This window comes from Rhizobium sp. LARHSG275 (assembly GCF_052871115.1).
This window is the reverse complement of record NZ_JBIXJN010000041.1, coordinates 1-24043: the sequence shown is the minus strand read 5'-3', so window position 1 is coordinate 24043 and position 24043 is coordinate 1. Positions and strand designations below refer to the sequence as shown.

Genomic DNA, 24043 nt, shown 5'->3' with positions numbered 1-24043 from the left:
TCTTTCGCGGGCGGCGCGCCCTTCCTATATTGCCGTCAGTCACCAACCGGAATTGCGCCTTGCCGCCACGACTGACATCCTTTGCCGATGACGCCCGCATCGCCTTCGACAATCTCGCCGACCGGGCGAGCGGCCTCGTCAATCCGACCGTGCGGCTCGGCGTTACCGGGCTCTCCCGCTCCGGCAAGACGGTCTTCATCTCCTCATTGGTTCACAATCTGCTGCATGGCGGCCGACTGCCGCTGTTCGAGCCGGTCCAATCCGGCCGCGTCTCGGCGGTGCGGCTGGAACCGCAGCCGGATGATGCCGTGCCGCGCTTCCAGTATGAGGACCATATCCGCGCGCTGGTGAAGGACCGTATCTGGCCGGATTCGACCCGCGCCATCTCCGAGCTGCGCATCACGCTGGATTATCAGAGCGCCAGCGGCTGGAACCGGTTGTTTTCGCCCGGCCGCCTGTCGATCGATATCGTCGATTATCCCGGCGAATGGTTGCTCGACCTGCCGCTGCTCGGCAAGGATTACCGCACGTTCAGCGAGGAAACGTTGGCGCTTGCCGAAACCGGGGTCCGCTCCGAGCTGTCGCGCCCATGGCTGGCGCTGACGCGCGCCACTGACATCCATGCCGGCGCCGACGAGATGATCGCCCGCGACCTCGCCGCCGCTTTTGCCGATTACCTCAAAGCCTGCAAGGCCGACGAACGCTCGCTTTCCACCCTGCCGCCTGGCCGCCTGCTCCTGCCCGGCGATCTCGACGGCTCGCCGGCATTGACCTTTGCGCCGCTGGCTCTGCCGCCGGACGGGCGCCCTGGCCGCGGCTCGCTCTGGACAATGATGGAGCGGCGCTACGAGGCCTATAAATCCATCGTCGTCAAACCCTTCTTCCGCGAGCATTTCGCCCGCCTCGACCGCCAGATCGTCCTGGTCGATGCGCTGCAGGCGATGAACCGCGGCCCCGAAGCCGTGCAGGACTTGGAGCGCGCGCTGACCGACGTGCTTGCCTGCTTCCGCCCCGGCACCAATTCGCTGCTCTCCTCCCTGCTCGGGCGGCGCATCGACCGCGTACTGGTTGCCGCCACCAAGGCCGATCATCTCCACCATGAAAGCCACGACCGGCTCGACGCGCTGACCCGCCGCCTGGTGGACCGCGCCATCGACCGCATCGGCATCGCCGGCGCCGGCATCGACGTCATGGCGCTTGCCTCCGTGCGGGCCACCCGCGAGGCGACCGTCAAGCGTGACGGCCATGAACTGCCGGTCATCGTCGGTACGCCGATGGAGGGCGAAGCCATTGCCGGCGAGCGCTTTGACGGCCAGAGAAAGACCGCGATCTTTCCCGGCGACCTGCCGGAGGATCCGGAAAGCCTGTTCGACCTCATCGCCTCGCGTGTAACCGGTGTGCAGCTGCCCGATGTCAATGTCGTCAGGTTCCGCCCGCCGCATCTTGAGGAAACCGGCGGCGGCATCAAGCTGTCGGTGCCGCATATTCGCCTCGACCGTGCCATGCAGTTTCTGTTCGGAGACCGTCTCGCATGAGCAAGCCCCCGTCCGATCCGCCGCGCCGCGCGCCCGCCGCCTTCAGCTATGAGGACGAAGCCACCGAGCGGCGTGACAACGGCCGGCAAGGAGGTGAGCGGCGCAAGCCGGAAAGCTTCTCGGAGCATATCGTCGTGACGCCTGATGAGGACGATCCCTTCCTCAATCCCGACAAGGATCTGAGCGCGGTCCCCGTTGCAGCGCCGCGCAAGCGGCGGACCTCCTTCGGCAAGATCGCCGCCGGCGCCTTCGGCATCCTGCTGTCGCTCGCCATCGGCCTCTGGACCGATAGCCTGATCCGCGATCTCTTCACCCGCGCCGACTGGCTGGGCTATGCGGCCCTTGCCGTGCTGGCGGTCGGCATTCTCGCCGTACTCGCCCTCGCCATCCGCGAAACCATCGGCATGATGCGCCTTGCCGCCGTCCAGAAGATCAAGGCCGAGGCCGAGGCGGCGATCCTCGAGACTCGGCCGGCCAAGGCGCGCGCCGTCGTCGCCCAGCTGACTGCGCTGCTCTCGGCAAATCCCGAGACGTCAAAGGGCCGTGCGACGCTGAAGGCGACCGAGGGCGAGGTCATCGATCCCCCGCATCTGATCGCGCTGGCCGAACGCGAACTGCTCGCTCCGCTCGACCGCAAGGCCCGCGCCCTGATCGTCAATGCCTCCAAGCGCGTCTCGATCGTCACCGCCGTCAGCCCGCGCGCCGTGGTCGACCTGCTCTACGTGCTCTATGAGGCCGTGCGCCTCATTCGCGCCATGGCCGAGCTTTACGGCGGCCGTCCCGGCACGCTCGGCATGTTCCGCCTGCTGCGCGACGTGCTGGCGCATCTGGCCGTCACCGGCTCGATCGCCGTCGGCGACAGCCTGGTGCAGCAAGTGCTCGGCCATGGACTGGCGTCCAAGCTCTCAGCCCGACTGGGTGAAGGCGTCATCAACGGGCTGATGACTGCCCGCATTGGAATCGCGGCAATGGATCTCTGCCGTCCGCTCGCCTTCCGCGCCCTGAAGCGGCCGGGAATCGGTGATTTCATCGGCGATCTCACCCCGTCCATGTCGCCGCGCGGCAACAATCCTTGAACGAAACAGCGATTCCGCAGCTTTCGACTCCCCTTGCGTAATGCCAGAGAAGTTTCAACAGATTCAATGATCTAGTGACGGGAGTTTAAAATCGCCGTCGCACGAAAGCCTTACGCCGCCTCGCATTTCGGCACAATTGAAAGGAAGGATTAACCATTCTTCGGCAAAACTTGCAGCCAGTTCGTGAGTGGTGTTTGCCAAGGAAAATCCATGTATTCGCGCAAGTTTCTCATCGTATGCGGCTTGGCCGCCGCGGCATTGTCTCCCGTCGCAGATGTCGCTCCGGCAGCCACTGCTGCAACCCGTGACAAGGCCTTCTTCGATTCCGTCGCCGGCTCATGGAAGGGCCCCGGCGAAATCGTCGCCGGCAAATATAAGGGCACGAAATTCACCTGCAACCTGATCGGTGAGCCCACAGGCGACAGCAGCGCCGGCATCAAACTCGACGGCACCTGCCGCGTCGGCGTCTTCAAGCAGCCGATGACCGCCGTCATCTCGCAGTCGGGCTCGACCTACAAGGGCAAGTTCCTCGACGGCGCCGCCGGCAAGGGCCTTGACGTCGTCTCCGGCGCCGTCTCCGAGGATACCGTCGTCGTCGGCATCAACCGCGCCAAGCTGAATGGCGCAATGATCGCCCGCGTGCGCGACGACAAGACGATGAACGTCACCGTTTCGGTCAAGGTCGAAAGCCAGATGGTGCCGGTCATCGGCCTGACGCTGACCCGCCAGGTCGACGAGATGGCCGTCGGTTCCATCGAGTAGGCAAATCCTACAGCGGATTTTCCTGAAGCGGCGGGTTCCCGCCGTTTTGCGTTTCAGGTCCCCTTGCTTCAGGCGCTCAGCCACCAGTCGCGACTATCGTCTGCGACCTCGATTCCGGTCACCTCCGCATCCGACAGCCACTCACTCACCGCCCTGCCCCTGACGAGCAGACCCGGCGCTATATCGGCAAGCGGCATCAGCACGAAACCGCGATCGGTCATGCGCGGATGCGGCAGTTCCAGCCGCGGCGCGTCCTGGACCACATCGCCATAGGTCAGCACGTCGATATCGAGCGTGCGCGGCCCCCAGCGCTCGATGCGCTCGCGTTTCATTTCGCGTTCGATCGACAGGCAGACATCGAGCAAAGCCTCAGGCGCCAGCCTGGTCTCGACGGCGGCGCAGGCGTTGAAGAAGAAGGATTGGTCCGTCTTGCCCCAGGGCGGCGTGCGATAGAGCCGCGAGACCGCCGTAACCCGACAGTCGTCCCGTCCGTCCAGCCTCTGCAGCGCCGCCGCCATCGCCTTTACGGGATCGCCGATATTGCCGCCGAGACCGAGTGTGGCGGATTGCAATGCGGCCTCAGGCAAAATGCTCAACGCTCACCTGCACGAAATCGAGCACGCCAGGGACCGGCGCGTTCGGCTTGCGCACCGTAATCTTCGCCCGCCGCACCTGCGGGAATGTCTCGCAGAGCCCCTTGGCGATATCGAGCGCCAGTGCTTCGATCAGGTAGCGCCGTTTTCCCGTGACGATCTGCTCGATCACGGTGAAGGCGACACCGTAATTGACGGTATCGTTGATCGAATCGCTTTCCAGCGCCTCGCCGGCGACGACATCGAGCTCGGCATCGACGAAGAAGCGCTGACCAAGGAATTCCTCCTCGTCATGCACGCCGTGGCGCGCGAAGAAGGCGCAGTTCTGCAGCGTAATCGTGTAGGTGGTCATGTCGGCCGCTTCCTCTCGAATTCCTGGCGCGCATTGAGCATAGCATCGGCGATATCAAGCGCATCCCTGTTGATTGCGACATTGTGCACGCGGAAAACCGCAGCCCCTTGAAGTCTGAGCAGCGCGCTGGTCGCAGCCGTCGCTGCATCCCTGTTCTGCGCCTCACGCCCCGTCACCGCGCCGAGGAAACGTTTGCGCGACGTACCGGCGAGCAGCGGCAGACCGAAGCGGGAAAGTTCGGAAAACCGCGCCATCAGCTCCAGGTTTTCTTCCGCAGTCTCCTTGGCGAAGCCGAAGCCCGGATCGAGCACGATGCGATCGCTGTTGACGCCTGACGAAGCGGCGATCGCAAGCGACCGCTCGAGGAAATGCACCTGATCGGCAATCACATCGACAAGTTTTACTCTGTCGCGACCGGTGTGCATGATACAGAGTCCGGCTCCGGTCACCGCGGCGATATCGGCGATATCGGGCTCCTTCTGCAGCCCGAAGACGTCGTTGACGATATGGGCGCCGGCACTGATTGCCAGCCGCGCCGTCTCGGCGCGATAGGTGTCGATGGAAATCAGCGCCTGGGTGCGGCCGCGCAGCGCCTCTATGACGGGCAGCACGCGCGCCTGCTCCTCGGAAGGGCTGACGGTTGCTGCGTTCGGCCGGGTCGATTCACCGCCGATATCGACAATCCCGGCACCCTCGCTCACCGCCCGCAGCGCCTGTTCGACTGCTGCATCGACGGTTTCAAAGCGTCCGCCGTCGGAGAAGGAGTCCGGCGTCACGTTGATGATCGCCATGATCGTCGAACGACGGCCGAGTTCGATCTCTCGGCCATGGCCGACACGCCACAATCTGCCTTCGAGCCCTGTCACCAGACTTATCCCATTGGAGACGAAAAAAGCGCCATCCGATATTGCGCTTGCGGTGGCTATGCCCCAAGCTCCCGTCGATTTCAACACGGGTTGCGTTCAGAATGCCGCTTGCAGTGCGTTATATGGTCCTTCCTATCGCCTTTTCCATTGCTCTTTCCCTCTGCAGCCCCGTGGCAGCCGAAGTGATCGCATCGAAAAGCTATTCTTATTTCGACATTCGCGGCAAAACCGCGGATGAGCTCGACCGCGAACTCAGCCGGCGCGGGCCGACAGCGAGCGGCTCTTCGGCGCGTCATCCCGGCGCCACGAAGATCCGCTTCGGCGGCGAGGCAACCTACATTCAGGATAACGGGCGCTGCCGCGTCGGCAACGTCAAGGTCACGGTCCACACCCAGATCATCCTGCCGCGCTGGAGCAGCCGCAAGGGCGCCAGCAAGGAGCTGTCGATGATCTGGGACGCTCTGTCGAGCGATATCAAGCGCCACGAGGAGCGCCATGCCGAGATCGCCCGCGATCAGGCCCGCGCCATGGAGCGCGCCATCCGGGCGCTGCCGCAGCAGCGCAGCTGCGAAGCCATGCAGGAACTCGTTTCCGGCGAATCAGTTCGCGGTATAGAGGAGCACGATCGGCAGCAGGCGCGATTCGACCGCGTCGAGGCGGTCAATTTTCAGAAGCGCATGTTGAGGTTGCTGAACAATCGAATCAATGGTCGAGCCGGCGCAAAATAAGGCTTTTTCAGTCTTGTTGCGAGCGGAAAACCTTAGCTGCACAACGAAACTTGTGCGAAACTTGCACCCTCCCCAGCGATTGAATGGTCATTTTTCATCCTGGCAGACTCAACCGGAACGCGTTAATATGAACACATTCGAAAGTTCAGGTACGGCATCTGCACTTTCATCGCTGGGTTCTCCTGGCGCGTTCCGAAGCCGCGGATGTTCCTCCCTCATCCGTAGGTAATGCGCCCGCCTCGCCTCGCTCGCTCTAGCGCGCGAGGCGTCTTTTTTGATATCGAATTTTTCGGCGACGTTTGAAGCGCTGCGCTTCAGGCCTGGCGTTCCGGCACGTGCACCACGAGCCCGTCATAGACGGCCTTCATTCGGATCTGACAGGACAGCCGCGAGGTCGGGCGTACATCGAAGGCGAAGTCGAGCATGTCCTCTTCCATCGCTTCCGGCTGGCCGACCTTCTCCGTCCACTCCTCGTCGACATAGACATGACAGGTTGCGCAGGCGCAAGCGCCGCCGCATTCGGCCTCGATGCCGGGCACCGAATTGCGCACGGCATTCTCCATCACGGTGGAGCCTTGGTCGACGTCGAGGTCGAAGCGCGTGCCGTCGAAGGCGACGATGGTAAGTTTGGGCATCAGAACTATTTCCGGTCTTCAGGTGGATGGGCGGATTTTCTTCCGACAATTCGACGCATCAGTCAACATTGGGAAATCCGTGACAGCCTCGCAGATCGGGCATTCGCCCGCCGTCTTCAAAGCGTCATCAGGGACGTCGCAAAAAGACCCGTGGTTCCGCAATGGAACAACGGGCCTCGTTCGAACGGTACCTCATGCATATCGCCCAAAAATATGCGGCGGTTTTGGCACAGCGACATGCGTCGGTGAAAACCTAGAGATCAGCCGCGGCAGAGCTTCAGGATGAAATTCTCGGCGTCGATAACGGCAGCGCCGAGCGCTGCCGTCGCGCCGGCATCACCGCCGGTTTCCTCGACGGCTTCCGCCGTCTGCGACACGCGGAACGCGCCGACGGAGCTTGCCGCACCTTTCAGCCGGTGCGCGGCTGCACCAATACGGATGGTTTCGCCGCTTGCAATATCCTGGAGGCAGGCACGGGCCTGGCGCGCAAACATCTGAAGGACTTCGATTTCCAACGTCTTGTCGCCCATCGTCTGCTTTGCGAGATGGACCAGATCGATCGGCCGGACCTTCGAAGGACACGGTCCCTTTGCATTATCCGGCGCCTCGAATACGATGTTCAATGCTGCCATCTGGGCTGCCATTGCCAATTCTCCCGTCTCTATCGTCCGCAGTTGCAACAGTTCTGCGTCCGGAGAGTGGCCATCACGTTAAATTCGGGCACATTCAGGGCGGAAATCTCGCCATATGGTTAACGTCCGTTAAATATCCCTAAATTATTGGTTTTTAAGCGACGCCTCGGATTCAAAGATGTTAACAACGGGTTAACGAGCCGTGAATCTCAAGCCTTCATTAATTGTGTGAGGACCTCAGATGTGTCACTACGATACTGGTGGAGCGGGTTTATGGTACGCGCCTTTGCCGAGCGAGTGGATAATGGTAGTGTTTTGATACCTTCCGTTTGAAAAAGCGGCTATCTACTCTGAAATGACATGCTTATCCGTCCTTCGTTGGGATGGAAGGCTGGAACGGCAAAGTTGTTCCCGGGTGAGGCGGAAGCCAGGGATGCGCGGTTGGGCCGGCTGACAGTAACGAGGCATACCCGAATGGCGAACAACAAATACAACGAGTCAATTGAGGACAAGGCGTTCAAGGCATTGGACGAGGCGCTCCAGATCGACTTTAGCAAGGATAACGTACCGTCTCGCCGCGGCGACGCGCCCCAGGCCCCGGAGGCTAATGTGTCTGATCCATCGAATGCGCGTAATCAGCAGGCTCAGGACGAAGCGCAGCGCCGCAGCCGCCGCGGTGCCGCCGGCGAGCAGACTTCCAGGGGTCCGGCCTTCACGCCCGCCAACGATGCCAGCCGCAATACGCCCGCCTCGATCCTGAAATCCTTTGACGGCGCCTCCAGCCGCTCGGCGGTGCGCACCGCCACCTTGTTTTCCGTGCTTTGGGTCATGGCCGGCCTTGGCCTGATGTCGCTGCTTTATGCTCCGCAGATCTGGCAGATCCGTTCGCTCGCCGACCTCGTCGCCCTGCCCGGCGTCATCGCCGGCCTCGTCGGCATCATCGTTCCCGTGATGATGTTCTACGCCTTCGCCATCATGATCTCCCGCGCCCAGGACATGCGCAACGCCGCCCGTTCCATGGCAGAGGTGGCATTGCGCCTGGCAGAGCCGGAAACCATCGCCTCCGAGCGCATCATGACCGTCGGCCAGGCCGTGCGCCGTGAGGTCTCGGCCATGAACGAGGGCATCGAGCGCACCATCGCGCGTGCCTCCGAGCTGGAAACGCTCGTCCATTCCGAAGTCAATGCGCTTGAACGTTCCTATGCCGACAACGAGTTGCGCGTGCGCGGCCTCGTCCACGAACTCGGCTCCGAGCGTGAGGCGATCGTCAACCATGCCGATCGTATCCGCACCTCGATCGGCAGTGTGCACGACCAGCTGAAGGAAGAGCTGTCGCTGGCGACCGAAGAGATCGCGGTGCGGCTTGCCACATCCGGCGAAGCCTTCGCCTCGCTGATCGATACGCGCGCCGCGACGATCCTGGAAAAATCGGACAGCGCCCTGCAGTCGATGGGCAGCCTGCTCTCTGCCAAGACAGATACCCTGCTGCAGACCCTGAACGCATCGGGTTTTGCGCTCGCCACAGAATTCGACAACCGCCTCGAAGCGCTCTCCGTCAATCTCAACGACCATGGCGAAAGACTGCTCAGCCAGTTCGAAACGCGCGCCTCGACCATGGACAGCAGCACCGAGAAGCTGAATGCGGCGCTGAACGAGCGCACGCACCAGCTCAACGAGATCCTGATCGCCCGCACCCGCGAGATCAACGAGAGCCTGACGTCAGGCGAACGTACCATCGGCGGCACGCTTGACGACGTGCTGTCGAAGCTGAACAGCGCGCTCGACGAAAAAGGCGCAAGCTTCCGCCAGAGCCTGCAGACCACCGCCGACGACGCCGTCATGGATCTCGACGTGCGCTCCGGCTTCTTCGAGGAGCGGCTGCAGACGACCGTCGCCCAGCTGTCGACCGCCTTCGACGAACGCGTCGCCGAGTTCACCAGCGCCTTCGACAAGCGAACCGGCTCGCTCGACACCAAGCTGATGGAAAGCCTCGCTCGTATCAACGAGACGCTGACCGGCGGCTCGGATTCGATCGACGGCATCCTGAATTCCGGCATCGACCGGCTTGGTTCGTCGCTATCAGACCAGTCGCTGGCGCTCGCCACCGCGCTCGCTACCGGCCACGAAGTGCTGGAAAGCACGCTCGGCAGCCGCGCAGATGAAATCACCACGGCACTCACCAGCCGCACCGGTGAACTGACCTCTGCGCTGCAGAGCGCGACTTCTGAAATCGCGCTGACCCTTGCATCGGGCACCTCCGAACTGGAGAACAACCTTCAGACGCGCTCGGACGAATTCCGCGACACGCTGCGCACCACCACCACCGATCTGACGACTGCCGTTGCCGCTGGCACAGAACAGGTGACCGCTGCCTTCGGCGGTCGCGCCGAGGAGCTCAGCGGCGTGCTTGCTGCGCGTGCGGCCGAAATCAGCGAGGCGCTCGGCACGGCCCACGGCCGCATCGACAGTGTCATGGCAGAGCGCGGCGGCGCACTGGTCGAGGCGCTGACCGCCCATCACGGCCGCTTCGAGGAAACGCTGGCAACCCGCTCCGATGCCATCATCAATGCCGTCTCCGGCACCCATGACCGTCTTGCCGAGACGCTCGATGAAAAGTCGATGGCGCTTGCCATCTCTCTGAACGAGAGCCATGCCCGCATCGAGGATACACTTGAGACGCGCTCCGAGGCCTTTCTCAACGCCGTGTCTGGCACGCATGATCGTTTGTCGGAAACGCTGGACAGCAAGGCGGCGGCCCTTACGACCTCGCTCGACGAGCGCCATGCCCGCATCGAGGATGCGCTTGGAACACGCGCCGAGGCACTGTTGAACACTGTATCCGGCACGCGCGACCGTCTTGCCGAGACGCTCGACGAGAAGGCGATGGCGCTGGCCATGTCCTTGAACGAGAGCCAGGCCCGTATCGAGGAGACGCTTGAAACCCGTTCCGCCTCTCTGCTGAACGCCGTCTCCGGCACCCATGACCGTCTCTCCGAGACGCTGGAGGGCAAGGCGGCAGCTTTTGCCACCTCGCTGAGCGAAGGCCACGCCCGTATCGAGAATACGCTCGAAACCCGCTCCGCGGCCCTGCTGAACGCCGTCTCCGGCACCCATGATCGCCTCTCCGAGACGCTGGACGAAAAGGCGATGGCACTCGCCATCTCGCTCAACGAAACCCAGACGCGTATCGAAGACACGCTGGAAACCCGTTCGGCAGCCCTGCTGAATGCGGTCTCCGGCACGCATGACCGTCTGTCCGAGACGCTGGACGAGAAGGCGATGACGCTCGCCATCTCGCTCAACGAGAGCCAGTCGCGGATCGAAGACACGCTGGAAGCACGCTCCGAAGCCTTCCTCAAGGCCGTGTCCGGCACGCACGACCGTCTCTCGGAAACGCTCGACGAAAAGGCGACGGCGATCGCCGCCTCCCTGAACGAGGGCCAGAGCCGCTTGCAGGATACTCTGGAGAGCCGCTCGGAATCCTTCCTGAATGCGGTCTCTGCCACCCACGACCGCCTGTCCGAGACACTTGACGACCGGGCGATGGCGCTTGCCATCTCGCTGAACGAGAGCCAGAGCCGTCTCGAGGAGACGCTGACAACAGGCGCCGATGCGATCACCAATGCGGTTTCCGGCACGCATGTTGGCCTGAACGGTGTACTCGACCAGAAGGCCGCCTCCCTCGCCACTTCGCTGCGCGAAGGCCAGGCCCGCCTCGAGGAAGCCTTGGGGCACCGCACCGCCGCGATCATCGGCGCCGTGACGGCAACCCACGACCGGCTCACCGATACGCTCGACGAAAAGACCATGGCGCTCGCCATTTCGCTCGACGATAACCAGAGCCGCTTCGACAGCGTGCTCGAAGCCCGCAGCAACGCCATCATGGAGGCCGTCTCCGGTGCCGAGGCACGAGTCGCCGGTGCCTTCTCCGACAAGACCGATGCGATCCGCACCGCCTATACCGACAATCAGCAGCGGCTCGAAAATGCGCTTTCCGAACATAGCGCCGCCCTCTCGGGTGTTCTCGATGCCGGCGGCGCCCGCTTCGAGGATCTCGTCGGCGGCTTGACCGGCCGTATAGAAGGCCGTCTGACCGATGCACATACACGGCTCGGCGGCCTTGCCGACGAAGCCGCGGCGCGCATCGAGGGCGGGCTTGCCTCGGCCCATGAGCGCATCCGCACGACGCTCGAAGACCGCGCCAACGCCATAGACCTATCGCTGAACCAGGCCCATGCACTGATCAGCGATACGCTGGCCGAACAGGCGACCAGCATCGGCACCTCGGTGGCGACGAGCGTCGGCATGCTCGAATTGTCGCTGGAGCACCGTGAAGCCGCGATCCGCCAGGCGATCGATGCCGGCGCCCAGACGTTGGAAGATCGCATGCATGCCGGCGCCGGCCAGATCGCCGGCCGCTTCCAGGAGGCGGCAAGTGCGATTTCGAGCTCCACCCAGGATTTGTCCACCCGTCTCGACCGGTCGGTCGAAAACCTGACGGGCCGTTTTGATGAAACCGGATCGCGTGTGGAAGCCGGTCTTGCGGCGATCGAAACCCGCATCCGCGACGGCGTCGGCGGTGTTGCCGAAAAGGTCGAAGCGGCCAGCGGCCAGCTGTCCGGCGTGCTTGCCGACGGCGTCTCTCGTCTCGGCGCGCTCAGCGACGACGCCACACAGCGCATCTCGGCGACGCTCGAAGGCAGCGCCGCAAACCTCACTCAGGCGATCGACAGCCGCACCGCCAATCTGGCCGAGACGCTGGACAGCCGCACCACCAGCCTGACCGGCGCTATCGATGGCCGAACCGCGAGCCTCGCCGAAACGCTCGACCGCGGCAATGAACGCATCGAGGAACGCCTCTCCACCATGGACCGTGCGTTGACCGTCGGCCTCGATGCCGTCAACCGCACCATCGAAGGCAAGGCCGCTGGTCTCGCCTCGACGCTGCGCAGCGCGGTTGCCGACGCGGCCCAGGGAATGGAAGGCGAAGCGACGAGAACCACCGAACTGCTTGGCAAGACAGGCCAGCAATTCGCCGAGGATCTCAATGTGAAAAGCGACGAATTCACCCGCACCATGGATGAGCGCTCGTCGCAGATCGTCACCCGCGTTGCCGAAGCTCAGAACCGGCTGGCAAGCCAGGCCGCTGCCGTTGCCCAAACCTTCTCGGAAGCCGGCAACGCCATCGTCAACAAAGTCGCCGAGGCTGAGACCATCGTCGGCACGCAAGTCAATGCCATCTCCAAGGTGCTGTCGGATGCCAGCCAGTCTCTGGAGTCACGCGGCAACGCCATCCGCTCGACGCTCACGGGCGCCGGCAGTGAGATTTCCGCAACCATGGCGGATGTCGACCGGGCGCTCGAAGCGCGCAGCAGCGCCATTCGCACCAATCTCGAGGAGCGAGCCCGCGAGATCGATACGACGTTCTCCGAGATCGACCGGGCGCTCGAAGCGCGCGGCAACTCGATCCGCTCGACGCTCGAGGAGCGCACCCGCGACCTCAACTCGATGTTATCAGGCCGTTCGGTCGAATTGACACGCATCCTCGACGAGACGGCCCGCCCGATCATCGACCGCTACACTGATGCCGGCGAGCAGGCCGCCGCCCGCATCACCGCCGCAGCCAACCTCAGCGCCGACCGTCTGCGCGCCGAAAACGAAGCGCTCGCCAGCGCCGTTGCCGCCCGCACCGAGAATGTCGCCAATGCCGTCAGCGCCATCGAAAACAGCCTGGTCGGCAACGTCAACGGCCTCGTCCAGCGAATGTCGGAAAGCAGCGCGGCGATGGCGATGATGATGAACCGCGCCGCCGAGCAGCTGACCAGCGTCGACGGTCGTCTGGGCGATACCACTACGCGGTTTGCCGACTCCGCCACCAAGGCCGCCGAGATGGTCTCCGCCTCCACCAGGCTTCTCGAAGGCAAGATCGACCGCCTCTCCGACATCTCGGGCCAGACGCTGGCGCAGGTCGGCGGCATCATCGGCCGCTTCGACGAACACTCCAAGGTCCTGACCCAGGCCTCGCAGCTTCTCGGCGCCGCCCAGTCCAACCTCGCCTCGACGCTCGAGGAACGCGAGAGCGCGCTGCAGACACTCTCTGTCGGCCTCGTCCAGCGCTCCGCCGAGATCGAAAAGACCATGCAAGGCCTCGGCGGCATGATCGAGACCGTGTTCGAGCGGGCAGAACAGCGCTCCAGCCAGGTCACCGGCAATTTGCGCCAAGGCGTGCAATCCTCCTTTGCTGACATTGGCCGCATTCTCACCGAAACCGAGAAGCGCGCCCAGGAAGCGGCAGAGACGATGCGCGAGGCGATCACCCGCGCCGGCGACGAGGCCAATACGACGATCGACGGCACTTTCGCCAATGTCGAACGCCGTTCCGGCGATCTCTCCAATCGCATTCGCGGCGGTCTCACCGCCTCGCTGTCGGACGTCGAGCGCATGCTCGGCGAAGCCGGCCGCGCCTCCGACGGTGCCGCCCAGCACATGCGGGAAGCGCTACGCGAGGCGATCGACGATGCAGTCGGCCGCTTCTCCGGCGCCACCGAAGATATCCGCCGCTCTGCCGCCGACATCCGCAGTGAACTCGACGCGACCCGTGCCGAACTGAAGCGCGGCGCCTTCGATCTTCCCGAGGAAGCCAAGGAAAGCGCCTCGGCCATGCGCCGGGCGGTCGCCGAGCAGATCAAGGCGTTGCAGGATATCTCCCAGCTCGTCGGCCGCTCCAGCCAGCAGCTTGAGATCTCCGAACCTGTCGCCCGCACGCTTGCCCAGGCGCAGCCGGCCCCGCGTCCCACCCAGCCGGTCGCAGCCCAGCCGCCGCAGCCGGCAGCGCCGCCGCCGCTTGAAGCGACGGGCCTGCGCGGAACGATTGCACCGTCTGCGCCGGCTGCCGCCCCTCCGCGCGGCGCGCCGCAGCCTGCCCCCGCTCGCCAGGAGCCAGCCCGCCAGGAACCGGCGCGCGCCGAAGGCGGCGGCTGGATCAGCGATCTCCTGCGCGGTGCATCGCGTGACGAGGCCGCCGACGAAGCGCCTGCCCGCGCCCCGGCCCGCCAAGCGGAAACCGCCGCCCCTGCGACGCGCAGCAACAGCGATAGCCGCAATCCGCGGCACGTCGTCGAATCGCTGAACTCGCTCTCGGTCGATATCGCTCGCGCCATCGACCACGACGCCTCGGTCGATCTCTGGCGCCGTTATCAGCGCGGCGAGCGCGACGTCTTCACTCGTCGCCTCTATACGCTGAAGGGCCAGCAGACTTTCGACGAGATCAAGCGCAAATACGACCGCGAACCGGAATTCCGCACCGCCGTCGACCGCTATATCGGTGATTTCGAAAAGCTGCTCGCCGACGTCGCCCGCACCGACCCGAACCGGACGGTGACGCAGTCCTACCTCACCTCGGATACGGGCAAGGTCTACACCATGCTCGCTCATGCCGCAGGCAGGCTCGGCTGAGCCTGACTGGGACCTGCGATTTGGAAAGCCGCTTGAACACGTGTCAGGCGGCTTTCGTTCTATATTGCGAGCGTGACCAGGCATCTCTGCAGATATACAAAAGCAAAGCATTCCGAAACGAAACCATCCACCGTTCAGTTACGGAAACCTCCCCGAAATGACCAAGGCCCTTCTGATCATCGACGTGCAGAACGCGATCCTCGCCGGCAAAGCCTCGCCTGAACGGCAGCCTTACATCGATACCGCACTCGACGAGACCGTTGCGCGCTTGGCAGTGTTGCAAGAAAAAGCTCGGCAGGCGGGCGCGCAGGTCGTGCTCGTTCAGCATGACGGCGACGTTGGCCCGTTGATTGCCGATGGTCACATGACCGGCGACACAGCGACCTTCACCTTCTCCGAGATCATTGCCCATCACAATGAAACGCTCGATGGTTTCGATGCCGGCAAGGCAACGGTAGAAATCCGCCCCGCTGCCGAGATCGAGTTTTCATAAATTCTCAAACCACATGAGAACCGGGACCGCCTGGCAGCACCGGATTCCGATATCTCACCGATCGGCGGCTATGCTCCAGTTATAAATGCACCGATCGAGACCTATGGCGATCTCAAGCACGAGCACGTCTTGGTCGAAGGCAGCTCCCTTCTTCGGCTGCGACCGGTAACGCTGCGGAAAATCCGTGCGTCGCGAGATCGAGCAGACCTCCATCCACTTGTCGCCATTGTCGACCTCGATATCGACAGTCACCTCGGAATAGCCCGGCAGCCGGTCGGAAGGTACGATCCGCGTCGGCAGATGGATCAGCGATGCGATCATCCGACGGACCGGATCGAGGCATGCGGCGTGATAGTCGTTACCGCTATCGGCCGTGAAGGCGCATTGGAATTCAAGCTGCCAGAATTCCTTCAGCCGCATGTGTCTGGTCGGCTGTTCCTGCTCGCGACGATAGGATCTGCCCGCTTGCCAGACGCAGAGCGGCAGCCGTGTCTTGGAATGATTGCCGAGGATATGCTGCATATAGATGTAGGTCGACGGCGTGGTGTCCGGTCTCAGCACCAGCGCGGTATCGCTGGTGGAGAGCTGCTCCTGGACCCAGATATCGGCGTTCGAATAGGCGCTTGAAACAAGTGACCGCGGCATCAGCGCCGGCGCCTCAACCCTCCTGACATCCCAGGCCGGATTGACGGATCTGAGAAAACTGCGGACCTCTTGCGAGAAGAAGCGGATCATATGATCGCGCAGATGGATCTCGCGCTCCTCCCAATGGACGAGCGAATTGACATGATAAATATTGAGCACGGTGCCTGTCTCCCTGGCAGCCTCGATTGACGTGGTGAGGGGTTTTACGTCCAGCAGCGCGCCGGACGTCGATAGCGCCCGTACGTCACAGCAGGACGCGGAGACCTCGTCCGTCAAAAGCGCGCAAGATCGCAACCTGCGGGCAGGTGCGGATATGACGGGAGATGGGCGCGCGCTTCGTGCTCATGGCGAAATTCTCTACGTTCCCAGCCGGACATTGTCAAACGGCCGCAGCGAGCCGGACGTCGGTCGAAGGACATGGTGAGACAAAAGGGATCATCTGTGGATGACCCTTTTTTGTTGCCCCCGCTCCTTCATTCCGTCACAAACCTTTTTAATCCCCTTGCGTTCAAGCTAATGACCAAACGATAGAGACAGCAACATTGATGACCAAGACGACATCCAGGCTCCTTGCCACCGCGCTCGCCTCTGCTTTCCTGATGGGCGCCGTCACGCTGGCTGAGGCCGGCCAGGCAAGTTTCGTCGTCGATGCGCAGTCCGGCCAGGTCCTCGAAGGTTCCAATCAGGACGATCTGAACTATCCCGCGTCACTGACCAAGATGATGACGCTCTATCTCGCCTTCGAGGCCCTGCATGACGGACGCCTCAACTGGGATCAGAAGCTGACCATGTCGGAAAATGCCGAAAGCAAGGAGCCCTTCAAGCTTGCCGTCGGCGCTGGCCGCAAGGTGACGCTGCGCGAAGCGGTGGAAGGGATTGTCGTGCTGTCCGCCAACGACGCTGCTGTCGCAATCGCCGAGCAGCTTGGCGGCTCCGAAGAGGCTTTCGCCAAGGCGATGACCGACAAGGCACGTCAGCTCGGCATGAAGGATACGGTCTTCAAGAACCCATCGGGCCTTCCCGATCCTGAGCAAGTCACCACGGCGCGGGACATGGCGACACTTGGCGTTTCGCTGATGCGGGACTTTCCCGAGGAGTTCAAGCTCTTCTCCATGCGCGGCTTCCAGTTCCGCGGCATGAAGCTGCGCGGCCACAACAACCTCATGTATCGCTATGACGGCGTCGATGGCATCAAGACCGGCTACACCGACGCATCGGGCTACAATGTCGTGACGTCGGCGTTGAAGGATGGCCGCCGCGTAATCGGCGTCGTCATGGGCGAAAAGACCGCGAGCATACGCGACGATAAGATGGCAAGCTTGCTGGACAGCACCCTGTCGCCGTCATCGACTGCCACTGCTTCCACGACACCCGGCAGCCAGCCGGGAACGACGATGACGGATTCGCAACCGACGAAGTAGCTCGAAAACTTAGATGGTCTTCAGCGTCCAGCTGACGATCTCGCTGGCGACCGTTGAGAAGGCGCGGTCGAGGCCCTTGACGAAGCCGTCATTGTCGCCGCCGGCCGGCGCCATGGCGCGGAACACCTCCTGAGCGCGCACCGAGCCGTTGCGGTCATTGAGGATCTTGGCGGAAATCTCGACCACCGCGTGGTTGCCGTTCGAAGCATCGATCTCGAAGGAGCGGATATCGGTGACGATCTGGTAGTCGATCGCCAGCCCCTGCCCCGGCATGCCGACGCCGCCGAGCTTGCCGGAGTTCTCGAAGGCTTCCACCAGCTTCGACTGCACTATGCGCGGCAGCTTGTCGCCCCACTGCGCCTTCGAGAGATACTGGATTTCCGAAGGCGAAACACGGATGACGATCTGCTCGCTGTCGAGCGACCTTAGCGCCGTCGGGCTGGCGATCAGGATCTGGCGGGATTTGGCCGCGGGCCCGCTGCCATCGACGGCGGCGGGCAGGTCATAGGTGTCGTTCTTGGCCGCGGTGCCGCACCCCGAAAGGATCAGCGCCGTCAGCGGCAGCGCGATCACCGTTCCCCTGATCCAAGAACGGCGTGACGACAGATGCGATGCGACCATATTCGGCTACCCCTGACTTCCCCAGTTTAACGCCGCGTCCGGCCGTCATATTGCTTGACCGTTTCCCCGCCGAAGATCAGGCGTTGCGGATTGCGGTCGAAGTTGGTGATCGTGTCGTTCAGATTGCTGACGGTTCCGCGCATGTCATTGACGAGAGTCTGCACGTCGCGCAAGCCGCCGTTCGAGAATTTCTGCAGATTGTCGGCGATCGGCCCGATGCGCGAATTCAGGCTGTCGGCCACCTTCTTGAAGGATTCCAGCGTCTCGCGCGCCTCAGTGAACAGCGATTGCGTATTGTCGGTGCCGAGCAGCGCATCGACCTTGATGAGAATGCCATCGATGCGGGTCGAGGCCGAATTCAGCTTGTTGGAAAGCTGCGACACGTCCTGGATCGTCTGGTCGATATCTTTCTGACGCGCCGAAACCGTGCTGGCGACATCGCGGATCGAGGCGACGGCAGCGCGCGCATCCTTGGTCGCCTGCGCGATATCGTCGACCGAACCCTTCACCTTCTGGGGATCGATCTGGGCAACGAGCGTGTCGACGCGGTCGAGTGTCGCCTGCGCCTGCTTGCCGAAATCGTTGAAGGTGGTGGCCGTCTCGTCGAACTTCTGGATCGCGCCCTTGAGGTCGCCCGAAGCATCGGCGACATTGGCGGTAATCTTGTCGGCATTGGAGACGATGTTGTCGATCTTCTGTGCATCGACCGCCTTGACCAGCTTTTCGACGGCTTGAAGCGTCGAATCGACACGACCGGAGACCGCCTTCACCGTATTGGAGAGTTCACCCACGCTCTGCAGGAAGGAGTCGATATTGCCGGAATTCTTGGCAAGCGCATCCGAGAACGTCTCGGCATTCTTGAAAGTCTCGGTCAGCGGCCCGCGCGAATCTTCGATGAAACCCTGAAGTTCACCAACCGCGTCGTTGGCACGATCGAGGATCTTGTCGGCCGTTGCCAGAAGATTGGTGACGCTTGACTGGTCGGCGACGATGACGGCGCGTTTGCCGTTGTCGATCGCATGCTGGAGGATGCTTTCCTCGCCCTTCCGGCCGCCTGACAGTTCGATATAGGCAGCGCCCGTCAAGCCCTGGATTTCAAGGGCGGCCTTGGTCGAGGGATAGATCGGCGCATCGGTGCGCACCTGGGTGAAGGCCAGCGAATATTGCGGATCGTCGGCATCGATCGACAACGTCTGCACCGAGCCGATCTGGATGCCGTTGAAGCGCACCGGCGAGCCGACGCTGAGGCCGTTGGCCGAGCCCGGAATACGCACGATCAGTTCCGTCATCGGGCCGCCGCGGCCATATTCGGCCATCCAGTAGACGAAGCCGAAGGCAGCCGCGATCACCAGCACCGTGAAAAAACCGACAATCGTGTAGTTGGCTTTGGTTTCCATCTTATCCGGTCACTTTCCGCCGCTGTCGTGCCGCGCGGCAGCATCGTTCTGCGGCACGATCGACCGCGCGCGTTTGCCCTTGAAATAGGCCTGCACCCACGGATCGTCATAGGCCAGCATGTCGTCGATCGTGCCTTCCACCATTACTCGCTTCTTTCCGAGCACGGCAATACGGTCGCAGACCGAAAACAGGCTGTCGAGGTCGTGCGTGACCATATACACGGTCAATCCCAGACTATCGCGCAGGCTGGCGATCAGTTCGTCGAATTCGGCCGCGCCGATCGGGTCGAGGCCGGAGGTTGGCTCGTCCAGGAAGACCAGTTCCGGATCGAGTGACAGCGCGCGGGCCAGGGCTGCGCGCTTGATCATGCCGCCGGACAGTTCGGATGGATATTTGTCGGCGGCGTCGGCTGCAAGCCCGACCATACGGATCTTCAGATGCGCCAGCTCATCCATCAGCGAGGTCGGCAGGTCGAGATATTCGCGCATCGGCACCTGGATGTTTTCCTTGACGGTCAGCGACGAAAACAGTGCTCCCTGCTGGAACAGCACGCCGAGCCGCATGTCGAGCGCGTTGCGCTGCGGCTCGTCGAGTTCATCGAAATTCTGACCGAGGATCTTGATCGTACCGGAGCGGCGCGGCAGCAGCCGGAGCACAGTGCGCATCAGCACCGATTTGCCGGTGCCCGACGCACCGACGAAGCCGAGGATCTCGCCGCGGTAGATATTGAGGTTCAGATTGTCGAGCACGACCTTGGAGCCGAAGCCGACGGTGACGTCGCGCGCCGACAGCACGATGTCCCTTTCGTCCTTGCCTTCCATATCGATCGGTTTCTCGTCCACGCGGTCCGCCATCCTAAAAATCGATCGCTGCATAGAACATCGCAAAAAGCCCGTCCATCAGGATGACGACGAAAATCGCCTTCACCACCGAGGCTGTCACATGCTGGCCGAGGGATTCCGCGCTGCCACCGACCTTCAGCCCCTCGACGGCGGCGACGATGCCAATGACCAGCGCCATGAACGGCGCCTTGATCATGCCCGACAGCACCGTCGACAGCGTCACCGCTTCGTGCAGGCGCGACAGGAAATTGGCGAAGGTGATGCCGGAATATCCCCAGGCGACGGCGGCAGCACCGCCCAGCGAAGCGAAATTCGCGAGCACCGTCAAAAGCGGAAGCGCGATGGTCAGCGCCACCAGCCGTGGGAAGATCAGCACGCCGATCGGGTTCAGGCCCATCACTTTCAGCGCATCGATCTCCTCGCGCATCTTCATCGAGCCGATTTCGGCGGTGATCGCGCTGCCCGAGCGGCCGGCGATCATGATCGAGGTCAGAAGCACGCCGATTTCGCGCAATTGCAGAATGCCGACCAGATCGACGACAAAAACCTCAGCGCCGAAGTAGCGCAGCTGAAAGGCGCCCTGCTGGGCAATGATCGCCCCGATCAGAAACGACATCAAAAGAATGATCGGGACGGCGCGAACGCCCATATGGTCGATCTGGTTGACGATCGAGGCCGGTGAAACACCGCTGCCGCGGCCGAATTTCATCTGGGCGCCACGCACCGCCGAGCCGAGGATATACATGGCGGCAGCGAAATTGTCCCACACCTCATAGGTCATTTTGCCGATCGGTGTGAAGATGCGTGCAATAAGAGAGACTTTCTCCGTCTGCTCTGGCTCGGGCTTGGCCGGCTCCTCGGAAAACATCTCCAGCATTTCGTCGATATGCGGATTGGTGCCTTCGAAGCGAACCACCCGGCCGCCCGCCTCTTCTTGTTTCTTCAGCCGGCACAGCAGCCAGATGCCGGCGGTGTCGATATCCGAAACGGCCGAGAGGTCTACAGTCAGGTCACCGGTCTTTTTCTGCAGCAGCTTTTCGAAATCGCGCAGCACCAGATGGATGTAGGCGCTGCGCCAATTTCCTTGAAGACGCACACGCTGTCCCGAGCCATCAGCCTGGTCGTCCACATCAAGGGAGGCAGCGTTGCGATTCTCGGCGTTCAAGATACTTGTGTCTTTCAGGTCTTATAGTGACATTGCCGAATCGCGAAGCAGATCCTTCGTCGCCCGGCGCGTCAATATACAGAAGCACCGTGCAATTTCCATGCTCGTAGGAGAGCAAAAATGCCGCGCACTCTCGATATCCAGATGAATTCCTTTCCGATTGCCGGGACCTTCACCATCTCGCGCGGGGCAAAGACCGAGGCGGAAGTGATCACCTGCACGCTTGTCGAAGAGGGTGCGCAGGGGCGCGGCGAATGCGTGCCCTACCGCCGCTACGGCGAGACCTTGGAGAGCGTTTTCGCCCAGATCGAGGCCGCGCGACCGCTGATCGAGGCCGGCATTTCGCGCAGCGACCTGCTGTCGGCCATGCCGCCGGGCGCGGCCCGCAACGCCGTCGACTGCGCCCTCTGGGACCTCCAGGCGAAGCAGACCGGAGACAGCGTCGCCGCCCGCCTCGGCCTTTCCGATCTGAAGCCGCTCACCACCGCTTACACCATCTCCCTTGGCACGCCGGAGGTGATGGCCGCCCAGGCGCGCGAGCATGCCGGCCGCGCCCTGCTGAAGGTCAAGGTCGGCACTGGCGACGATGAAAGCCGCATCCGCGCCGTCCGCGCCGCCGCGCCCGATGCCGCCATCATTCTCGACGCCAATGAGGGCTGGCCGGAGGCCGTGTTGGAGCGTCATCTCCATATCGCCGCGGAAGCAGGCATCGCCCTCGTCGAGCAGCCGCTGCCGGCTGGCGGCGATAGGCTGCTCGCCGAAATCCGCCGCCCGCTTCTCGTCTGCGCCGACGAGAGCGTCCACCACACCGGCGATCTCGCAAGCCTTGCCGACCGCTACGACGCGATCAACATCAAGCTCGACAAGACGGGCGGCCTGACGGAGGCGCTGTCGATGAAGGCCGAAGCCGAACGGCTTGGATTCGGCATCATGATCGGCTGCATGGTCGGCACCTCGCTTGCCATGGCGCCCGCCGTTCTGCTCGCCCAGAATGCCGATTTCGTCGATCTCGACGGTCCGCTGCTGCTGGCCCGCGACCGCGAACCCGGCCTGCATTACGCCGCTTCCCTGGTCTTTCCACCCGAAAGCACCCTCTGGGGCTGAAGATAATAGGCTGAGATGACGAGGCCGAGTCCGGAGAACGCGACCACGGCCATGACGTAATAGCTGACGACGCCAAGCCAGGCATAGAGATAACCTGACGCCAGGGTCATCAGCGCCATCGCCATGCCGACATAAAAGAAATAGGCGCCCTGCGCTGATGATTCCTGCGTCTCCTGCACCGTCGCCATGATCCGCCTTTGCACACCGGTATGCACGAAGGCGTAGGTGAAGCCGTGGAAACATTGCAGCAGGAAGAAACCGGCAAAGCCGGTATTCATCGGAAACAGGATCCAGCGGCAGACGCTGACGGCGCAGCCGAAGCGGATCAGCGTCCAGGCGTCGAAGCGACGGTTGAGACGCTTCGACAGGAAGAACACCGTCACTTCCGAAGCGACGCCGGCGCTCCAGAGCAGCCCGACCTCAGTGCCGGAGAAGCCGAGCTGATGCCAGTAGATCGAGGAAAAGGCGTTCAGCACCGCGTGGCTCGACTGCTGGATGGCGACGCCGATCAGAAGCAGCAGCAGGTGCGGCTCGCGCAGGCCACTGCCGGTAGCGGCCGGAATGTTGATCGGCTGGCCGCGGCGCCGCGTCGGCCCGATGCGCGGACAAAAGATCGCCATGATAACCGTCATGACAAAGCCGAACACCATGACGTCAAGCACCATGCCGCCGCCCCACCGGCTGATCATCTGGCCACCGACCAGCGTCGAGACGATGAAGGCGATGGAGCCCCACACGCGCATCGACCCGTAATCGAGCCCCCAGCGGCGCACGCCCGAGATGACGATCGATTCGACGATAGGCACATAGGGTGCGAAGGTGGCGCCCTGCAGCGCATAGATGATCGTCACGGGCCAGAAGGTCGTCGTCCAGAAGAGCGCGATCGCCGTCAGCAGCGACAGGCCACCCGACCAAAGCAGCACGTCGGCGCGCTCCTTCAAGCGGTCGGCGATCATGGCGACGACAGGCGCCACCAGCACGCGAACCACCATGGGTATCGCAAGGATGATGCCGATCTCGTGGTCGCTGAAGCTGTGGGTTGCGAGCCAGACGGGAAAGAACGGCAGGACGATGCCGTTGACGAGCAGCGGCGCGCAATAGGAAAGCGCGCTGAGCAGCCGGAAGCGCGACGGCGCTCCCTCACCCGTCGAGAAATTTTGAGCGGGAATCATAGGTGGACCTGAAGGAAACTGGACGTTGTCCTAACACACCACCCTGGAGGCGACTATTGCGAGAAATAGCCGTTCTGAAACGTTTTAGAAAAAAATAGGGCCTGTCGCCAAACGATAACGGCCAAATACCCACTCTATTATTTTAAGTGTTTACGGCGTCCTTTACGCGTCTGAAAAGACGCGCGGTGCTCTAGGTGTTTAGTCCCGGCATTTGATGGATAGGATCGATGATGAATCGATCTGGCTCGGAAGTCCACCTTTTGCAGATGAACTCGAAGGGGGTGAGGCCCTTTAGTGTCTTGAGCCTGCGCCCAAAATTGTAGGCGTCGATGAAGTCGGCGAGATGCTTTTTCAGTTGTGCGTGATCGTCGTAGTGGAAGCGCTTGACAGTCGCTTCCTTGATCGTCCGGTTCATCCGCTTGACCTGCCCATTGGTCCATGGGTGCTTAACCTTTGTCAGGCGATGCTCGATCTCGTATTCCTCACAGACTCGGTCGAAGATGTGCTGGAAAGCATTTTGGTCACAGGCCCGGTTGGTGAACTGGATG

The 24043-nt window shown here is 62.6% G+C and carries 20 protein-coding genes; 8 read left to right on the top strand and 12 right to left on the bottom strand.

Annotated features, from left to right (window positions below; genetic code table 11):
- The first annotated feature begins 59 nt into the window (after positions 1 to 59).
- The 3 genes from ACIPSK_RS32280 (at position 60) to ACIPSK_RS32270 (ending at position 3373) form a co-directional block, all read left to right on the top strand.
- Entirely contained in the window at positions 60 to 1535 is a 1476-nt protein-coding gene (locus ACIPSK_RS32280; protein WP_162119644.1) for a YcjX family protein, read from the top strand.
- Positions 1532 to 2611 (top strand): YcjF family protein, encoded by a 1080-nt coding sequence (locus tag ACIPSK_RS32275; RefSeq protein WP_162119645.1) that lies wholly within the window; start codon positions 1532 to 1534, stop codon positions 2609 to 2611. Before ACIPSK_RS32280 ends, ACIPSK_RS32275 begins: the two co-directional genes overlap by 4 nt.
- 210 nt (positions 2612 to 2821) lie before the next feature.
- Positions 2822 to 3373 carry a hypothetical protein gene (locus ACIPSK_RS32270; protein ID WP_017964521.1) on the top strand — a complete coding sequence of 184 codons (552 nt, stop codon included), beginning with the start codon at positions 2822 to 2824 and terminating at the stop codon, positions 3371 to 3373.
- A gap of 68 nt (positions 3374 to 3441) precedes the next feature.
- On the opposite strand, the gene folK is transcribed toward ACIPSK_RS32270, so the two are convergent.
- The 3 genes from folK to folP are packed head-to-tail and all read right to left on the bottom strand — an operon-like array spanning position 3442 to position 5184.
- Entirely contained in the window at positions 3442 to 3960 is a 519-nt protein-coding gene (gene folK, locus ACIPSK_RS32265; RefSeq protein WP_017964522.1) for a 2-amino-4-hydroxy-6-hydroxymethyldihydropteridine diphosphokinase, read from the bottom strand.
- The gene (gene folB, locus ACIPSK_RS32260) at positions 3953 to 4318 is read right to left on the bottom strand and encodes a dihydroneopterin aldolase (RefSeq protein WP_017964523.1); all 366 of its coding nucleotides are present in this window, start codon (positions 4316 to 4318) and stop codon (positions 3953 to 3955) included. Before folB ends, folK begins: the two co-directional genes overlap by 8 nt.
- A complete protein-coding gene (gene folP, locus ACIPSK_RS32255) occupies positions 4315 to 5184 on the bottom strand; it encodes a dihydropteroate synthase (protein ID WP_162117787.1) in 870 nt (289 codons plus the stop codon). The genes folB and folP overlap by 4 nt, the downstream gene beginning before the upstream one ends.
- Positions 5185 to 5285: 101 nt before the next feature.
- Between folP and ACIPSK_RS32250 the strand changes: the two genes are divergently transcribed.
- The gene (locus ACIPSK_RS32250) at positions 5286 to 5912 is read left to right on the top strand and encodes a DUF922 domain-containing Zn-dependent protease (RefSeq protein WP_162117786.1); all 627 of its coding nucleotides are present in this window, start codon (positions 5286 to 5288) and stop codon (positions 5910 to 5912) included.
- 314 nt (positions 5913 to 6226) lie between these two features.
- Here ACIPSK_RS32250 and ACIPSK_RS32245 read toward each other — a convergent pair whose 3' ends face one another.
- Both ACIPSK_RS32245 and ACIPSK_RS32240 read right to left on the bottom strand, forming a co-directional pair.
- Positions 6227 to 6547: a 2Fe-2S iron-sulfur cluster-binding protein gene (locus tag ACIPSK_RS32245; protein ID WP_003540151.1), complete on the bottom strand. Its 321-nt coding sequence runs from the start codon at positions 6545 to 6547 to the stop codon at positions 6227 to 6229.
- Between the two features lie 260 nt (positions 6548 to 6807).
- A complete protein-coding gene (locus tag ACIPSK_RS32240; RefSeq protein WP_017964526.1) occupies positions 6808 to 7191 on the bottom strand; it encodes an Hpt domain-containing protein in 384 nt (127 codons plus the stop codon).
- A gap of 462 nt (positions 7192 to 7653) precedes the next feature.
- On the opposite strand from ACIPSK_RS32240, the gene ACIPSK_RS32235 reads away from it, so the two are divergent.
- Both ACIPSK_RS32235 and ACIPSK_RS32230 read left to right on the top strand, forming a co-directional pair.
- Positions 7654 to 14634 carry an apolipoprotein A-IV repeat region-like domain-containing protein gene (locus ACIPSK_RS32235; protein ID WP_162117785.1) on the top strand — a complete coding sequence of 2327 codons (6981 nt, stop codon included), beginning with the start codon at positions 7654 to 7656 and terminating at the stop codon, positions 14632 to 14634.
- A 157-nt stretch (positions 14635 to 14791) separates the two neighbouring features.
- Positions 14792 to 15127 (top strand): isochorismatase family protein, encoded by a 336-nt coding sequence (locus ACIPSK_RS32230; RefSeq protein ID WP_162117784.1) that lies wholly within the window; start codon positions 14792 to 14794, stop codon positions 15125 to 15127.
- A gap of 54 nt (positions 15128 to 15181) precedes the next feature.
- On the opposite strand, the gene ACIPSK_RS32225 is transcribed toward ACIPSK_RS32230, so the two are convergent.
- Positions 15182 to 15931, bottom strand: coding sequence for an aminoacyl--tRNA ligase-related protein (locus tag ACIPSK_RS32225; RefSeq protein ID WP_162117783.1), 750 nt, complete (start codon positions 15929 to 15931; stop codon positions 15182 to 15184).
- 386 nt (positions 15932 to 16317) lie between these two features.
- On the opposite strand from ACIPSK_RS32225, the gene ACIPSK_RS32220 reads away from it, so the two are divergent.
- Positions 16318 to 17193 carry a D-alanyl-D-alanine carboxypeptidase family protein gene (locus ACIPSK_RS32220; RefSeq protein WP_162117782.1) on the top strand — a complete coding sequence of 292 codons (876 nt, stop codon included), beginning with the start codon at positions 16318 to 16320 and terminating at the stop codon, positions 17191 to 17193.
- A gap of 9 nt (positions 17194 to 17202) precedes the next feature.
- Here ACIPSK_RS32220 and ACIPSK_RS32215 read toward each other — a convergent pair whose 3' ends face one another.
- Genes ACIPSK_RS32215 through ACIPSK_RS32200 form a run of 4 tightly spaced genes read right to left on the bottom strand, consistent with a single transcriptional unit; the run spans position 17203 to position 21237 of the window.
- A complete protein-coding gene (locus ACIPSK_RS32215; protein WP_162117781.1) occupies positions 17203 to 17814 on the bottom strand; it encodes an ABC-type transport auxiliary lipoprotein family protein in 612 nt (203 codons plus the stop codon).
- Positions 17815 to 17840: 26 nt separating this feature from the next.
- Positions 17841 to 19211, bottom strand: a complete 1371-nt coding sequence (locus ACIPSK_RS32210) for an MlaD family protein (protein ID WP_162117780.1) — start codon at positions 19209 to 19211, stop codon at positions 17841 to 17843.
- 9 nt (positions 19212 to 19220) lie between these two features.
- Positions 19221 to 20066 (bottom strand): ABC transporter ATP-binding protein, encoded by an 846-nt coding sequence (locus ACIPSK_RS32205; RefSeq protein WP_162117779.1) that lies wholly within the window; start codon positions 20064 to 20066, stop codon positions 19221 to 19223.
- 1 nt (position 20067) lies between these two features.
- Complete coding sequence (locus ACIPSK_RS32200; protein ID WP_210254192.1) at positions 20068 to 21237, bottom strand: MlaE family lipid ABC transporter permease subunit; 1170 nt, start codon at positions 21235 to 21237, stop codon at positions 20068 to 20070.
- A gap of 102 nt (positions 21238 to 21339) precedes the next feature.
- Here ACIPSK_RS32200 and dgcA point away from each other — a divergent pair, with 102 nt between their 5' ends.
- On the top strand, positions 21340 to 22323 hold the full coding sequence (dgcA, locus tag ACIPSK_RS32195; RefSeq protein WP_162117777.1) for an N-acetyl-D-Glu racemase DgcA: 984 nt from the start codon (positions 21340 to 21342) through the stop codon (positions 22321 to 22323).
- On the opposite strand, the gene ACIPSK_RS32190 is transcribed toward dgcA, so the two are convergent.
- Together ACIPSK_RS32190 and ACIPSK_RS32185 are read right to left on the bottom strand one after the other, a co-directional pair.
- Complete coding sequence (locus tag ACIPSK_RS32190; protein ID WP_162117776.1) at positions 22275 to 23495, bottom strand: MFS transporter; 1221 nt, start codon at positions 23493 to 23495, stop codon at positions 22275 to 22277. The genes dgcA and ACIPSK_RS32190 overlap by 49 nt on opposite strands.
- Before the next feature lie 190 nt (positions 23496 to 23685).
- Positions 23686 to 24043, bottom strand: a 358-nt coding sequence (locus tag ACIPSK_RS32185; RefSeq protein ID WP_446533128.1) for an integrase core domain-containing protein, incomplete at its 5' end; no start/stop codon positions are given.